Below are 13,982 nucleotides of genomic sequence, written 5' to 3'. Positions count from 1 at the left end.
ACTAAAAAATAAAATTTATCATGAGCAAAATAGCAATAGTTTACGGGACTTCTACAGGGGCAACTAAGGATATAGCTGCTAAAATTCAGAAAGCACTAGGTGCAGGCGATTTGTATGATGTTGCTAACCTCAGTCTGGATCAATTAAAGCCTTACGACTTCCTTATACTAGGAGCATCTACAACAGGATACGGAGAATTGCAGGATGATTGGGATTCTGTCCTTCCTAAATTTTCGGCACTAGACTTTTCAGGAAAGAAAGTAGCATTATTCGGGTTAGGTGATAGTTCATCATACTCTGATACTTTTGCTAACGGAATGGGGCAGTTATACAATGCTATCAAAGATAATGCAGAGATAGTAGGTTCTGTATCTACAGAAGGCTATACTTTCGATGATTCGGAAGCTGTTGTTGATGGTCAGTTTGTTGGTTTAGCTATTGATGATGATAACGAATTTGACCAAACTGATTCACGTGTAGATGCTTGGGTTAATGACTTAAAGCAATATATCTAATAAAAACTGTTATATGGCATGAATGCCCCAACCATCTGGCTGGGGCATTCTATTTATATAGTACATCCTTCGTATTCGGCAATTGCCTCCTTCCAAAGCTGGGGCACTTTCATGGCAATCAGCTCTTTCGGATTATATGTCACCGCAACCGAGTGACAGCGACATTTAATCTCATTTGTAAGTGTATTTCTGACCTGCTGCAAAAAGGTAACACTCTTTGTTCCCACTTTTACGATTTTTGTGTCTACAGCTATTTCCTCTTTATAGAAAACAGGAGCCACAAAGTCGACTTCAATATGTGCAATCACAATAATACCATCGATCCAACTGACATAAGAGGCCTTCAAGTCTTCGAAGTAATTGATCTTCCCCAGATCGAAATAACTGAAATAAATATTATTATTGATATGCCCGATCGCATCCACATCATTAAACCGTATCTGAATAGGCAGTGAGTGTCTAAAAGCCTCTTCTGTTACGATACTTTCTTTTGTTTCCATTCTTTGTATTCTGTATCTTATCTGAATATTATATCCTGTATGACTTCCATTCCCACATGAGTATTGAGGTTTTGGACAATCCGCTCTTTAACCATTATAAGTTCTGCCCTCAATACAGATGAAGAAAGGTGTACATACAAAATGTTATTTCTGAAATAGATATTTGTGGTATAAGAAGAGACTGCCGAACCCAGAATTTTTCCCCAACCGGAGATAACCCTGCTCTCAGCTAGTTTTCGCTGAAAGAAAGGATTCTCTTCGAAGAATTGTCGGAGAGCTTCACCCAGACTTTCTGTATTATGCTTTCTCATCTTATTATATCTGTTATAACTTATTCACTTCTCCCGATTGTACCTGATAGAGATGGTATTCGCTATTCAGCCCCCGAAGGATTTCATCCAAGTGCTCACGGTTTGTATCTGTGATGAATATCTGCCCAAAATTGTCTCCTGCAACCAACTTCACGATCTGTTCGACACGGGACGAATCTAGTTTATCAAATATATCATCTAAAAGAAGAATCGGAGTTATCTTTCCTGATTTTTGAAGAAAGTCAAACTGTGCCAGCTTCAAGGCCACCACATACGTTTTGTTCTGTCCTTGCGATCCTACTTTCTTTATCGAATAATCGCCTAGCTGCATATCCAGATCATCCCGATGGACTCCAGTTGTTGTATAGCCTAAAATCTTATCCCGATCACGTTTCTGTTTGAGTAAATCGAGAAGATTTCCCTCTGCCAGTTGAGACTCATAAGTCAGAGAAACTGTTTCGTTCGATTGACATATAAAGTTATAGTAATGCTGAAATGTGGGCACAAACTCATCAATAAACGATTTGCGTTTCTGATAGATAATTATCCCTTCAGCAGCCAGCTGCTCTTCCCATATTTCATATAGCGATCCATCGGTCTGCATCTCTGATTTTAACAAAGCATTACGCTGCTGCAAAGCTTTGTTGTAGCGAATAAGGGATTGCAGATACTCTTTGTCAAACTGCGAGAGTACTACATCCATAAATTTGCGTCTCTCTTCGCTTCCTCCCGTTATCAAGTCCGAATCGGCAGGAGATATCATAACTAAGGGCAGGCATCCGATATGATCCGACAGTTTTTCGTATTCTTTTTTATTACGTTTAAACTGCTTTTTCTGGCGGCGTTTAATTCCACAGAAAAATTCATCCTCCTTTCCGTCATCTTGTTTATAATAACCCTGTATTAGAGATAAATCTGCATCATGTTTTATGTTTTGAGAGTCTATCAGATTATTATGACTTTTGCAAAACGATAAATAATAGATAGCGTCCAGCAGGTTAGTCTTCCCCATACCATTATTGCCCAGAAAACAATTTACCTTGGGGGAGAATGACAAATCTGCCTGATCTATATTTTTATAGCTTAAAATGGATAAACGCTCTAAAATCATAACATACAAAGATATTTAAAATAAATAAGAGCTGAAACCTTATCATTCTTTTACTGGAAGTACTTTTTTCATTTCCTCAACAAAGACAGCAGCCATCTTTCGCTGGATATACTGGCTTTCTCCCCTAAACTGATGCCATCCGAATACTTCACCGTCAATATCTTCGGTATTGTTATCTGTAAAAATAATGCTTGTCTGTTGTTTGGTGACGGGATGAAGGGCTTTTTTCGAAAATCCGATATAACGATCGAATTCTATTACAGGAAATCCCCATTTTTCAGCCAGCTCACGAACTGTGCGATTATACAAAGGGCGACTGTCGTGCCAATGAGTCGAAAGAACAATAATGGCAGGTTTACCGGTAATAGTATTGTAGTATTTCGAGTTTTTATCAAACTTCAGATTATAGCAATCCGTTAGGTATTTTTTTATTACATAATCGTACGCAGCAGCATAATTCGAGCGGTCAAAAGGAATCTTATAATCTTCTATATTCTCCTTTATTTCCGAATCTTCAACTACATCTTTATCGTGAACATGCATTATCACAAACGCATCTATTTCTTCCAGTTCGGCTTTGGTATACAATTCACCTTTTGCCATTTTATTGGCAGCATCTGCTATTGCTTCCGCTCCTACTGCCCTGTTTACTGATGTGGCATTCAATTGCCTGCATCCTACTTCGAACCAGCCGTTTTCGTCCGATGCAAATGAAGCTCCGGTTAATAATAACTTGTACTTATTCTGAGAACAGGCACTTATAGTAATAACCATCAAGGCTAATAAACATACTTTTTTGATCATACTTTTTCTGTTTTTATAAAACAAAGGTAAGCGGAAATCAGTTAACAGTCAAACATGATCAATTATTGGCTATTAATTTGTCATTAGACGAAAAAGGTTACACTAAAATAAGACTTTTTCTTATGTCTACTTTCTTCCGGAATTATCGAATTTCTCATTTTTACTTTTATCTTTTACAGTATAGATAACTTTAAAAAAAAGCATTTGATGAAATGTCTTTTCTCTGTTATAGACTGTTCTGTTACGCTTACAAAATCAATAAAAAGGTCTGAGACCTTAAAAATCAGAAATGCGGTTGTCTGTTATTTTCTCTGTCTCAGCAAAAAATCCATGGATATCATTATCTTTGTGATAAATCTTAAAAGAATAGATAGCATGGGAGAATTGAGCATCAATTATAATAATTCGAAGTCACATAAATTTTTGTCTTTGATTGCCGGCGGATATATTATTCTGTTCGGATTGTACAGATGTGTCGGCCTTGCGATAGGCAATCAGTTTACATTTGATTTTTATATCGGTCTTATAGCTGTTATCTTAGGAGCAATATTAGTCCTGAATGTAACGGTATGGGCAGCAAAACCGATCTTAGAGTTAAACTCTGATTCTATTTATGTGAAAATGCCCGATCAGAAAAGCGTTTACCGTTCGGAGTGGATTAACATCAAAGAAGTAAGTTTTGGAGTTAGTTACCTCAAGATGAACGAAACTGACGGTAAAACTTACAATATAGATATCAGTGGGTTAAAATACAATGACCTGAAGATCGTAAAAAGCCGCATCGTAGAACTTTGCGAATCTAAAAATATTCCATATAAAAACGATTGATTTGCTAATCAAAGAAATATAAAACCGGACTGCTTACTAATTAAGTATTCCGGTCTTTTTCGTTAAAATAGTAGAGATAAATTCTTAAAAGATAATCTTATTTTTACGGTAAGAACTTAAAGAGTCTTAAAAGAAGATTGTTGATTTGAACACTTTATTGTATTTCGGTTGTTAATACAAGAGTATTAAGGTATTAGTGTATATGAAAATTAAGGGTAAACATCTGGCTATACATGTCGGACGAGGATTAAAGTACACCATTTGGTCGATAAATATTGTGCTGATGATTCTCCTTGTTTTGTCTACTTATGCACAGAGCGTGTCACCGTTGGATTTTGTTTTTATATCTTATTTGGGATTAGGTTTCCCTATATTACTACTTGCTAATTTTGCTTATCTTATATTATGGGCTATTTTCCTTAAATGGAAGTTTGCTCTCCTTCAAATAATAGCTTTGGCATTTTGCTGGACATCTATCGATACGTATGTGCCGATGAACTCGCCGGTGGAGAATATACCGGATAAGGCTTTCAAAATAATGTCTTATAATGTTCGTGGTTTTGATTGGTTGGTAGGGGATGAAGCACGCGAAAATCCCATTTTATCATATATAGCCAACAGTGGAGCAGATATTGTCTGTATGCAGGAGTTTGCTGTTGATATAAAAAAGGACAAGGAAAAGATAATATCCCTTCAGGAGTTTGACGATATTATGGAAAAATATCCATATCGCACTATCATCAGGCTGGGAGATACAATCAGCTCTACAATGTATGGGTTGGCATGTTATTCGAAATATCCGATAGAAAGGGTTGCCCGTGTACCGATTGAAAGTGCTTTTAACGGTTCGGCAATGTATGAGATAAAGATAGGAAAGAAGTATATAACTATAGTTAATAATCATCTCGAGTCGAACCGTCTAACAGCGGAAGACAAGGAATTATATAAAGAGCTGGTTGTAAATCAACGGCGTGATAAATTGGGGGCTGTTACTCAAAGCATCCGTAGTCATCTTGATCCGGCCTTTAAAACCCGTGCGGTACAAGCCAATATTATAGCTGACTGTATAAGACAGCAGAGAGGAAAAACCGATGCCATGATTATTTGCGGTGACTTTAACGAACCTCCTATTTCCTATGCTTACGAGAAGATCAAAGGGAACTTTCTCGATGCGTATAAATATACCGGATCGGGAGTCGGGATCACATATCATCAGGATGGATTCTTCTTTCGTATTGACTACATCATGCACAGTCTTAATCTGCAAGCCTATAATTGCACAGTGGGTACAGTCAAATATTCAGATCATTACCCGATATGGGCTTGGATCAGCTTTAAATGATAGTCAGCAGTATAATTACTCAAAATCCACGACAGTAATACCTGCACCTCCGAACTGTACGTGCTCGTCCTGATAATGTGCCACACCATTGACTGTCCGAAGATAATCTCTGATAATCTGGCGTAAAGCTCCTGTGCCTGTTCCGTGCAGAATGCGGACACGTGATATTCCCACCTGTATAGCATCATCTATAAAGTACATGACAGCCTGAAGGGCTTCGTCTCCCCGCATTCCCCGAACATCAATATCCTGCTTGAAATTGAGTTTTTTCTCATATACCATATCACTCGTTTGCGAACTGATAAAAGTGCTCTTTTGTGCATCACGTTTCAATTGATTCTTGCTCACTTTCTCAAGAGTCTCGAGTTTTACAGTCGATTTTATCATACCGAAGGCTACAACAGCATTCTTTCCTTGTATATCTAGAACCTCTCCTGCAGATGTTTGTCCCTTCATTCTTACATTGTCACCTACTTCAATGATTTCTTTTTTATACTCTTTAGCAGGTTTCGTCTTATCTTTCTTACTCTTTTCCTTATCCTGTAACTTCTGTATCTTGCGGGCTATTTTGTCATCAATAGCATGATCAGCCGATTCGATACGTTCTTTAAAAGCAGCCAGACCTTTGCGTATATCTTTGGTCTTTTCTTTTTCGGCCTGAGCCTCTTTGATTTCCCTTATTGTATTCTCAATTTTGGCATTAGCGTCCGAAAGAAGCCTTTGTGCTTCTTCTTTTGCCTGCTTAATGATCTCTTTGCGTTGCTTTTCTATATCTGTGAGGTTATGCTCGTAACGGGAAGTAATGTCTTCGAGTTTCTTTTCCTGAATGCGTACATTGTTTCTTTTCGATTCCCAGTAACGCTTGTCCCGAACAATATCCTGCAGGTATTTATCCATGTTGATATAATCGCTGCCTACTATCTCCGAAGCATCGGCTATGACATCTTCTGGTAAACCTATTTTTCGGGCAATTTCTATTGCGAATGAACTACCAGGATTACCGATAGACAAGGTAAACAGTGGCTGCATAATGTGCCGGTCGTATAGCATAGCTCCATTGATGACCCCTTTATGCTCATTGGCAAAATGTTTCAAGTTCTGATAGTGGGTTGTAATAACTCCAAATGAACCTTTTTCGTTGAATCGTTTTAATAGCGATTCGGCGATAGCTCCTCCGATCTGGGGTTCTGTACCTCCTCCGAATTCATCAATAAGAAGGATTGTTTTATTATCGCAGTTGCGGACAAAATATTTCATGTTGGTCAGGTGAGAACTATATGTACTCAGATCATTCTCTATTGATTGTTCATCACCGATGTCAATAAATATTTTACCGAAAATGCCTACCCTCGAACTTTCATCCAACGGGATGGGTAAACCGCACTGCACCATGTATTGAAGTAACCCCACTGTTTTCAGACAGACAGACTTACCTCCGGCATTAGGTCCGGAGATGATCAATAAACGGTTTTCTTCGTCCAGCCATATATCAAGAGGCACGATTGATTTACCTTGTTTTTTATGAGACAGATAGAGCAATGGATGTTTGGCTCTGTTCCAGCCTATTTGCTGTTTGTTTTCTACGATAGGACGTATGGCTCCTATTTCTATAGAGAGTCTGGCTTTCGCACGGATAAAGTCTATCCATGCAAGGAAATCGTAGGACTGCAAAATATCGGGAGTGAAAGGGCGAACCTCATTGGTGAAAGCGATCAGTATTTTTACAATCTCCCGGTGCTCTTCACTTTCGAGTTCCCTTACTCTGTTGTTGGCTTCCACAACTTCGGCAGGCTCAATAAAAACTGTTTTACCTGTAGCGGATTCGTCATGTACTATACCTTTCAGTTTTCGCTTAAATGCAGGAGCGACAGGTATTACCAACCGTCCGTCACGCATGGTTGGCGATACGTCTTTTTCGACCAGCCCTTCGGATTGAGCCGCACGCAGTATGCTGTTCAGAGTACGGGATATACTGCCCGCCACCTGTGACATCTCTTTGCGGATACGGTTCAGCTCTACGGATGCATTGTCTTTGATACGTCCGTATTTATCCAGGATCGAATCTATCTTGTTTAGTAGTTGAGGAAATACCAATACATCACCTGCCAATATCTGCAAGTGAGGGTAGGGAGTATTCTCCTGATCTTCTTTCCGAAGAAAACTTACTATATCTTTAATTGTTTGCAACGAACGGCGCAGATCGAATACTGCACTTTCGTCGAGCCATGTACCTTCTACGCGAATGTTCTTTAAGGCTGGCCGGACATCGAAAAAATGATTTACAGGAAAACCATCTTCTTCCTGTATGATGCGTATAAATTCTTCGGTTTGCGACAGCAAGCTTTGCACGGTCTCATAATCTGCAGAGAACCCCATCTCTTCCGTTTTTTCTATTCCCAGCGGACTAAGGCATCTATCGGTTATAAGACTGCGTATCTTGTCGAAACCTATTTTATGTTCGAAATTACTCGGATATATCACGTTATGCTAAATCTAAAATTGTTAAGGTCTCAGACCTTTAAGGCTGCAAAGATAGTAAACAATAGGTAAATAATGAAGAGTGAAAACTTGTCGATGAAAATTCCGAAAATGATTTATACGCTAAATATTATGTTGAACAAAAATATACAGCAAACGTTTTAAGAGAAAGTATAAACTATTATTATAGGGATTTATGTTAGATAATATTATTAATCTTGTAAAGGAACAGGCTCTGGGAGCAATTAGCGGAAACGCCGGAGTACCTGCCGATAAGAAAGATGCAGCGGTTAACGCTACTACTTCATCTATAGTTGATGGTTTAAAAGAACATTTCACACCGGATAATTTATCCGCCATAACCAATCTTTTTTCAGGTGGGGAGTCTGACACTCAAGGGATAAGTTCGAGTTTACAGACTTCGGTAGTATCGGCACTCAGTGAAAAGGTAGGCTTGAGCAAAGATGTCGCAAATAGTATTGCTTCTGCAGTCATACCTGCGGTTATAGGATTATTCTCTAAAAAGACAAATGATCCTAACGATTCGGGATTTAGTATCGAATCTCTGGTGCAAGCCTTTAGCGGAGGTAAGGGCGGAGGTATCTTCGATGCCCTAGGCAGTTTATTTGGAGGAAAGAAGTAACAAAACGGTATTTTTTTAAGGTGAAGCTGTAATAGGGATAATGTCCTTTTACAGCTTTTGTCGTGAAAAGAAGTGAGTATTTAAATTCCTATAATTACTTAAAAGAATTATCGAATTGATAGCCTATCCGTATAAATTCTTATTTTTGTTTGATAATGAAAGTATTTTATGATATACTTTTGGTTTATAACTGATTCTGGTTATTTTACTAACCAGAGCAATAAATAGGTCTGAGATCTTTATCATGATAAAGCATATTTCTTTTGACTTATGGATGACGTTGATACAATCTCATCCCGAATTTAAATTGAAGAGAGCTCAATTAATAATTGACATGTTCAAACTGAAGGACTGTAATGCTCTCGAAATCGATGCCTTTGTAAGAAAAGTAGACAAGGTATTCGATCGTAAAAATATGATTAGCGGGCAAAAATTATCGGCGAATAAGATGTACTGTAAAGTATTGCAGAAAGTATTGCCCCAAACAGAAGTTGTTACTGAAGAGAGGGCAGTTGATCTTCGTAAAAGGTCAGATGAACTATTTATAAAATACAGTCCTGTTTTTCTAAATAATAGTATTAAGGATATTCTGTATAACCTGAAAGAAAACGGCTACACCCTGAATCTTTCAAGTAATACAGGTTTTGTTGAAGGGGATATTCTAAGACCTGTACTTGATAAAATGGGGATTCTGAATTGCTTTGATTTTCTTGTCTTCTCGGATGAGATTAATGCATCAAAGCCATCTTCACATTTTTTCGAAGTGGTTCACAAGCAGGCATCTGTCGCTAAAAATGAAATATTGCATATCGGAGATAATCCAAAAGCAGACTATATGGGGGCTAAAAGCTTTGGTTTTGACGCTTTATTGATAACAGACGACAACTATACACTAAATGACATTAGACGAAAATTATAAGGGAAGGCTTATTCACTACAGCGGATTCCTTATCGAAGATGAAAAAGTATTCGGATTTTCTCCGGACGATTATTCTAAGTTTAAACACGGGGCGGCAAATATAGCCCGAAAATTCGGGGAAGATTTAGCAGACCGATTTATCAGTGAATGTTTTTCCAGAACATATGACGGACGGCAGATTGTAGTTGTGCCGAGTGCTTACTCTTATATTCCTACTGCCTCGTATTTTATGATGAAATATTTTGTGCGAAAGTTGAATGTTTATCTCTATGAAAACGGATATCCGGTTGTACAGGAAACAAAGATAGACAGGTCTGTTACTTATCGTGAAGATTATGGCGAAATGTCGGCACAGGATAGATATAATCTTATTAGCAGTGATAAATTTCATATAGATAAAACCTTTCTCGAAAACAAGATATTACTTTTTCTGGATGATATAAAAATCACAGGAACGCATGAACGGATTATCTTAAAGATGCTAAATGAATATCATATAGAGAATGATTCTTACATGCTTTATTTTGCGGAGCTGGTAAATAAATCGATCTCTCCTAAATTCGAGAATTTTCTAAACAACTATTGTATTTCAGAGCTTAGAGATATTGACCGGATTATAAAAGAAGAAGAATTCGTGTTTAACACACGGGTTATAAAATATATACTAAATGCTTCTCCCGAAAAGTTTAATGAGTTTATTTGCCGTCAGTCTCAGACTTTTATATCGGAGTTGTATTATAATTGCATCGGAAACGAATACTTTAAATTTGAACAGTATTTGTGTAACTTGGATCAGCTAAAAAAATTAACACATGTTCAGTGTATATTATAAAATACAGGATAACGTATTGAGGGGTAGAGTAGAGAGTTAATAATCAGTTAAATAATTAATTCTCAGAAATAACGGTATAGTAAATAAAACTAAAATTAATTGTCGGATATTCGGGTTTGTGTCATTTTATTTTTATTTTTGCATTTGGTATATTAAATATTCATATTAAGAACAACTCAAAGTAAATTAGTAAAATGGCTAGTAGAACTTCGTATACTTATCAAAAAGAGCTACTCATCCGACTGAAAGAAACTCTTGAAGTCTTCAGAGAAGACATGTCTAATGTTGCCCGAAATTATAAAAATGCTGTTCAAAACCTGCATGATAATGAAGGGTTGATGGACGAGACATATGACGAGTATTATGTAAATTATCTGAATCCTACAGTTGAGGTATTAAATAGTATTTTGGAACGTATTGATACAGAGGATGTCGCATTTATAGAGAAAGAAATAAACTTCTTGTCAAGCAGATAAATAAAGTTAACATATCATGGATGATAAATTGTGCCAATCTATTCAACAGAATCTGGAAGCACAAGGGATCTCTCTAACCGAAAAAGAAGTCCGGAACCTGTACATTGCTGCACTTTCCGGGATATATGATTTAACGGAAGAGGGAGAGGTTGTCGATATTCCGGATTTTGGATCTTTCTGGAAAAAGAAAACAGATAATGCATCTGTGAGTCTTTTTACTTCGAACGACAGGCTAAATGATTGTGTAAATAAGCAAGATGAGTAAGCAAACGGATCAAAACAAACTAAGCGAAATCGTAGTTGATCGGACTCGGTGCAGCCGGGTTTCAGCAGATGCTTTTATACAGCAGCTATTCACCGAGATAGAGAAAGAACTGATTTCGAATTCCTTTATAAAATTAGAGGGGCTGGGCTTGTTCCGCGTTATAAAAAGCGGAGATAAAAAGCGTGTTCTGTATCTGGGCAGTAATGACCGGATAAGTGAAGAAATAGACCTATCGGGAGTGTATGCTGAGTCAGATAATAACGCGAATTTATCGGACAAAAGTTCTTCTGAAAATATAAGTTTTGATTCGGAAGACTATAATGATAAGCCGGCGAGTGAACTCTTCGAAACTTTTGAAGATAAGTATCCTCAGGATGCCAATATTCCTTTACCTCCCGGATCATATATACCCAAAGAGAAAGGTGTACCTCAGCAAGATTATACATACATCGCTAACCGCAAGATGAATCTGATAAAGACATGCATCATAGCTTTGGCCATTCTATTGTTGTTTAGTATCGGTTACATTGCGATATCAGGTGCGTCTGATAAGCCAGATGAAAAGGTGTTAAGGGAAACCGGGTTCAGGGAACTGGTAAATCCTGATACACTCGCTTTCAATAAGGTGATAGTGCCGCAGGTGGACGTTTCTATTCAATACATATCCCGAATGTATTATGGGGATGACGCTTACTGGCCTTATATTTTTATGGCAAATAAAGATGCTGTTAATAAAATGATGGTCGTACGTGGAGGAACAAAGATTAGAATACCTCGTATATCAGTAGATTTAGCTGGTCTTCATGATGGAACTGTACAAAATTCGGTTAAAAGTTTAGCAAAAGATATTATCTTAGTTGAAAAATAAATAGTCTTCCGTCCGGTATTTGATATAGTATTATTTGGATATAATCTTCAGTTGTCTTTAATTTGCTGAATCGGTACAGAGGATAAGTCTTTTGTATAATACCAATTATTATTAGAGCTTAAGAACTATAGAGATATATGAGTAAATCCAGATCATCAAAGAAAAAGTCAAATTTAAAGCATCTGTATATACTGATTTTTGTTTTAGCTGCTTTAGGAGCGGGATATTATTATATAGAGAAGCTGGAAAAGGAATCGCCTCAAGGATATATTCCTGCACCTTTGACCGGAGAGGCCGGTGGACCGCAATATACATTACTTGAAAATACCGACAGCATAAAATATCAGGTAATAGTCATTTATAACAAAGATGTAAGTATCAATGATGTTGCTCGTGATTTTTATAATAACGACGCATTATGGCCATATATATACCTTGAGAATAAAGAGGTTATATCGAATCCTTTGGATATAAAGAAAGACGTAGTATTAAGAATACCACGCCTGTCTTCTAAATCTCAGAGTATTGATGATACGAAGTGTATCGAGCGGGCTAAGCAACTAGCGGATAGTATACTTAGCAAGCCTGTCAGTAACGAAGTGTATTAATACATTCGTCGGCACTCAATAACTCCTGAGTCCCTGTCTGCATATTCTTCAGCATAATCATATGTGAGTTTTTCTCATCTTCGCCTATTATTGCCACATAAGGTATATTATTAGAATCGGCATAGGACATTTGCTTTTTCATCTTGGTGGATTCAGGATAGATCTCAGATGAGATACCTTCCTGCCTGAAACGGCTGATGATAGGTAATATATAATCCGATTCGGCTTCACCGAAGTTTACAAACAAAACTCGGGTTCCCAATACCGAATCTTTAGGATACAAATCCAGTTGGTTCAAAACATCAAATATTCGGTCTGCTCCAAAAGATATACCTACGCCTGATACACCGGGTAGTCCAAAAATTCCGGTCAGGTTGTCATATCTACCACCTCCTGTGATACTTCCGATTTGTACGTCCAAAGCTTTTACTTCTATAATCGCACCTGTGTAGTAATTTAATCCTCGTGCCAGAGTCAAATCTAATTCTAGCTCAGATTTTAAGTTTATCAATTCGGTTTTAGCCAGAATAAACTCTAACTCCTCAACTCCTTTCAGTCCGATTTCTGATGCAGCCAGACTTGTTTTCAGAGTCTGGAGCTTTTGTGAATTACTGCCTTCTAGCAGAATTATCGGCTGCAGTTTGTCTATAGCCTCCTGTGACAAGTCTTTAGATAAGAGTTCTTCATTTACTTTCTCCAGTCCTATTTTATCTAATTTGTCTATGGCAACAGTTATATCGACTACCTTTTCGGGTGCTCCGATAATTTCAGCTATGCCCGACAATATCTTTCTGTTGTTGAGTTTTGTGCATACTCTGACATTGAGCCTGCTGAATACTTCGTCTATGATCTGAATCAGTTCAACTTCATTCAATAACGAATCGGAGCCTACAACATCAGCATCGCACTGGAAGAATTCTCTGTAACGTCCTTTCTGAGGTCGGTCTGCTCTCCATACAGGTTGTATTTGATATCGTTTGAATGGAAAGGATATTTCATTGCGGTGCATAACCACGTAACGGGCAAAAGGTACGGTAAGATCATATCTCAGTCCTTTTTCGCACGCTTTGGCGGCAAACGATACCGAGTTCTTTTGCAATAGCTCTTCGTCCGTAAATCCTGCTAAACAGTCTCCTGAGTTCAGTATTTTGAACAGTAATTTGTCTCCTTCTTCACCATACTTACCCATAAGGGTTGAAAGGTTTTCCATCGAGGGAGTTTCTATCTGCTTGTATCCAAACAGTTTATATACACTCCTGATTGTGTCGAAGATATAATTGCGTTTAGCCATTTCTTCGGGAGAAAAGTCTCGGGTGCCTTTTACAATTGAAGGTTTCTGCATCGTATTATTATTCTTAATTTTTAGCAAGTACAAAGGTAAGTAAATTGTGCTAAGTAAGGAATAGAAAGTATTTAATGATGTGTTTTTAAGTAATAATAGGCTGTTCTTTTTATACTTGCAAAGTAAATAAAAAGGTCTGT

At 37.6% G+C, this 13,982-nt stretch carries 16 protein-coding genes; 10 read left to right on the top strand and 6 right to left on the bottom strand.

Features of this window, described 5'->3' with window-relative positions:
* Positions 1-20: 20 nt before the first annotated feature.
* Positions 21-515 carry a flavodoxin gene (locus K322_RS0107075; protein ID WP_026626256.1) on the top strand — a complete coding sequence of 165 codons (495 nt, stop codon included), beginning with the start codon at positions 21-23 and terminating at the stop codon, positions 513-515.
* A gap of 53 nt (positions 516-568) precedes the next feature.
* On the opposite strand, the gene K322_RS0107070 is transcribed toward K322_RS0107075, so the two are convergent.
* From K322_RS0107070 to K322_RS0107055, 4 genes are read right to left on the bottom strand one after another with little or no spacing between them, the layout of a single operon-like run.
* Positions 569-1,015 (bottom strand): acyl-CoA thioesterase, encoded by a 447-nt coding sequence (locus tag K322_RS0107070; RefSeq protein ID WP_035331590.1) that lies wholly within the window; start codon positions 1,013-1,015, stop codon positions 569-571.
* A 17-nt stretch (positions 1,016-1,032) separates the two neighbouring features.
* Positions 1,033-1,326: a DUF721 domain-containing protein gene (locus K322_RS0107065; protein ID WP_026626254.1), complete on the bottom strand. Its 294-nt coding sequence runs from the start codon at positions 1,324-1,326 to the stop codon at positions 1,033-1,035.
* 13 nt (positions 1,327-1,339) lie between these two features.
* Positions 1,340-2,437 carry a DNA replication/repair protein RecF gene (gene recF, locus K322_RS0107060; RefSeq protein ID WP_026626253.1) on the bottom strand — a complete coding sequence of 366 codons (1,098 nt, stop codon included), beginning with the start codon at positions 2,435-2,437 and terminating at the stop codon, positions 1,340-1,342.
* Positions 2,438-2,479: 42 nt separating this feature from the next.
* Positions 2,480-3,241: a DUF5040 domain-containing protein gene (locus K322_RS0107055; protein WP_035331588.1), complete on the bottom strand. Its 762-nt coding sequence runs from the start codon at positions 3,239-3,241 to the stop codon at positions 2,480-2,482.
* 375 nt (positions 3,242-3,616) lie between these two features.
* Between K322_RS0107055 and K322_RS0107050 the strand changes: the two genes are divergently transcribed.
* Both K322_RS0107050 and K322_RS0107045 read left to right on the top strand, forming a co-directional pair.
* Complete coding sequence (locus tag K322_RS0107050) at positions 3,617-4,069, top strand: hypothetical protein (RefSeq protein WP_026626251.1); 453 nt, start codon at positions 3,617-3,619, stop codon at positions 4,067-4,069.
* A 202-nt stretch (positions 4,070-4,271) separates the two neighbouring features.
* Complete coding sequence (locus K322_RS0107045) at positions 4,272-5,411, top strand: endonuclease/exonuclease/phosphatase family protein (protein WP_026626250.1); 1,140 nt, start codon at positions 4,272-4,274, stop codon at positions 5,409-5,411.
* Between the two features lie 15 nt (positions 5,412-5,426).
* Here the strand turns inward: K322_RS0107045 and K322_RS0107040 are convergent, their stop codons facing one another.
* Positions 5,427-7,892 (bottom strand): endonuclease MutS2, encoded by a 2,466-nt coding sequence (locus tag K322_RS0107040; protein ID WP_026626249.1) that lies wholly within the window; start codon positions 7,890-7,892, stop codon positions 5,427-5,429.
* A gap of 193 nt (positions 7,893-8,085) precedes the next feature.
* Here K322_RS0107040 and K322_RS0107035 point away from each other — a divergent pair, with 193 nt between their 5' ends.
* The 7 genes from K322_RS0107035 to K322_RS0107005 all read left to right on the top strand — a co-directional run bounded on the left by K322_RS0107035 (position 8,086) and on the right by K322_RS0107005 (position 12,500).
* A complete protein-coding gene (locus K322_RS0107035; RefSeq protein ID WP_026626248.1) occupies positions 8,086-8,532 on the top strand; it encodes a DUF937 domain-containing protein in 447 nt (148 codons plus the stop codon).
* Between the two features lie 244 nt (positions 8,533-8,776).
* On the top strand, positions 8,777-9,451 hold the full coding sequence (locus K322_RS0107030) for an HAD family hydrolase (RefSeq protein ID WP_026626247.1): 675 nt from the start codon (positions 8,777-8,779) through the stop codon (positions 9,449-9,451).
* Positions 9,429-10,283, top strand: a complete 855-nt coding sequence (locus tag K322_RS0107025; protein WP_051290690.1) for a phosphoribosyltransferase family protein — start codon at positions 9,429-9,431, stop codon at positions 10,281-10,283. Before K322_RS0107030 ends, K322_RS0107025 begins: the two co-directional genes overlap by 23 nt.
* Before the next feature lie 194 nt (positions 10,284-10,477).
* Positions 10,478-10,759, top strand: coding sequence for a hypothetical protein (locus K322_RS0107020; protein WP_026626245.1), 282 nt, complete (start codon positions 10,478-10,480; stop codon positions 10,757-10,759).
* Positions 10,760-10,775: 16 nt separating this feature from the next.
* Positions 10,776-11,024, top strand: a complete 249-nt coding sequence (locus tag K322_RS0107015) for an HU family DNA-binding protein (RefSeq protein ID WP_026626244.1) — start codon at positions 10,776-10,778, stop codon at positions 11,022-11,024.
* Positions 11,017-11,892, top strand: coding sequence for an HU family DNA-binding protein (locus K322_RS0107010; RefSeq protein WP_026626243.1), 876 nt, complete (start codon positions 11,017-11,019; stop codon positions 11,890-11,892). The genes K322_RS0107015 and K322_RS0107010 overlap by 8 nt, the downstream gene beginning before the upstream one ends.
* 137 nt (positions 11,893-12,029) lie before the next feature.
* The gene (locus tag K322_RS0107005) at positions 12,030-12,500 is read left to right on the top strand and encodes a hypothetical protein (protein WP_026626242.1); all 471 of its coding nucleotides are present in this window, start codon (positions 12,030-12,032) and stop codon (positions 12,498-12,500) included.
* Here K322_RS0107005 and hisS read toward each other — a convergent pair.
* Entirely contained in the window at positions 12,481-13,842 is a 1,362-nt protein-coding gene (hisS, locus tag K322_RS0107000; protein ID WP_026626241.1) for a histidine--tRNA ligase, read from the bottom strand. The genes K322_RS0107005 and hisS overlap by 20 nt on opposite strands.
* Between the last annotated feature and the right edge of the window lie 140 nt (positions 13,843-13,982).

Origin of the sequence: Indolivaga capnocytophagoides DSM 22835 (assembly GCF_000426485.1) — a bacterium.
Taxonomy (GTDB): Bacteria; Bacteroidota; Bacteroidia; order Bacteroidales; family Dysgonomonadaceae; genus Dysgonomonas_A; species Dysgonomonas_A capnocytophagoides.
Note: the sequence above shows the minus strand (reverse complement) of the source record. Positions and strands in the feature narration are given on the sequence as shown.

What these genes read in the sequence shown, in the direction of transcription:
- K322_RS0107020 (WP_026626245.1), top strand. Translation starts at nt 10,478, where the DNA reads ATGGCTAGTAGAACTTCGTATACTTATCAAAAAGAGCTACTCATCCGA.
- K322_RS0107025 (WP_051290690.1), top strand. Translation starts at nt 9,429, where the DNA reads ATGACATTAGACGAAAATTATAAGGGAAGGCTTATTCACTACAGCGGA.
- K322_RS0107005 (WP_026626242.1), top strand. Translation starts at nt 12,030, where the DNA reads ATGAGTAAATCCAGATCATCAAAGAAAAAGTCAAATTTAAAGCATCTG.
- K322_RS0107010 (WP_026626243.1), top strand. Translation starts at nt 11,017, where the DNA reads ATGAGTAAGCAAACGGATCAAAACAAACTAAGCGAAATCGTAGTTGAT.
- K322_RS0107045 (WP_026626250.1), top strand. Translation starts at nt 4,272, where the DNA reads ATGAAAATTAAGGGTAAACATCTGGCTATACATGTCGGACGAGGATTA.
- K322_RS0107015 (WP_026626244.1), top strand. Translation starts at nt 10,776, where the DNA reads ATGGATGATAAATTGTGCCAATCTATTCAACAGAATCTGGAAGCACAA.
- hisS (WP_026626241.1), bottom strand. Translation starts at nt 13,842, where the DNA reads ATGCAGAAACCTTCAATTGTAAAAGGCACCCGAGACTTTTCTCCCGAA.
- K322_RS0107035 (WP_026626248.1), top strand. Translation starts at nt 8,086, where the DNA reads ATGTTAGATAATATTATTAATCTTGTAAAGGAACAGGCTCTGGGAGCA.
- K322_RS0107065 (WP_026626254.1), bottom strand. Translation starts at nt 1,326, where the DNA reads ATGAGAAAGCATAATACAGAAAGTCTGGGTGAAGCTCTCCGACAATTC.
- K322_RS0107075 (WP_026626256.1), top strand. Translation starts at nt 21, where the DNA reads ATGAGCAAAATAGCAATAGTTTACGGGACTTCTACAGGGGCAACTAAG.
- recF (WP_026626253.1), bottom strand. Translation starts at nt 2,437, where the DNA reads ATGATTTTAGAGCGTTTATCCATTTTAAGCTATAAAAATATAGATCAG.
- K322_RS0107030 (WP_026626247.1), top strand. Translation starts at nt 8,777, where the DNA reads ATGATAAAGCATATTTCTTTTGACTTATGGATGACGTTGATACAATCT.
- K322_RS0107070 (WP_035331590.1), bottom strand. Translation starts at nt 1,015, where the DNA reads ATGGAAACAAAAGAAAGTATCGTAACAGAAGAGGCTTTTAGACACTCA.
- K322_RS0107050 (WP_026626251.1), top strand. Translation starts at nt 3,617, where the DNA reads ATGGGAGAATTGAGCATCAATTATAATAATTCGAAGTCACATAAATTT.
- K322_RS0107055 (WP_035331588.1), bottom strand. Translation starts at nt 3,241, where the DNA reads ATGATCAAAAAAGTATGTTTATTAGCCTTGATGGTTATTACTATAAGT.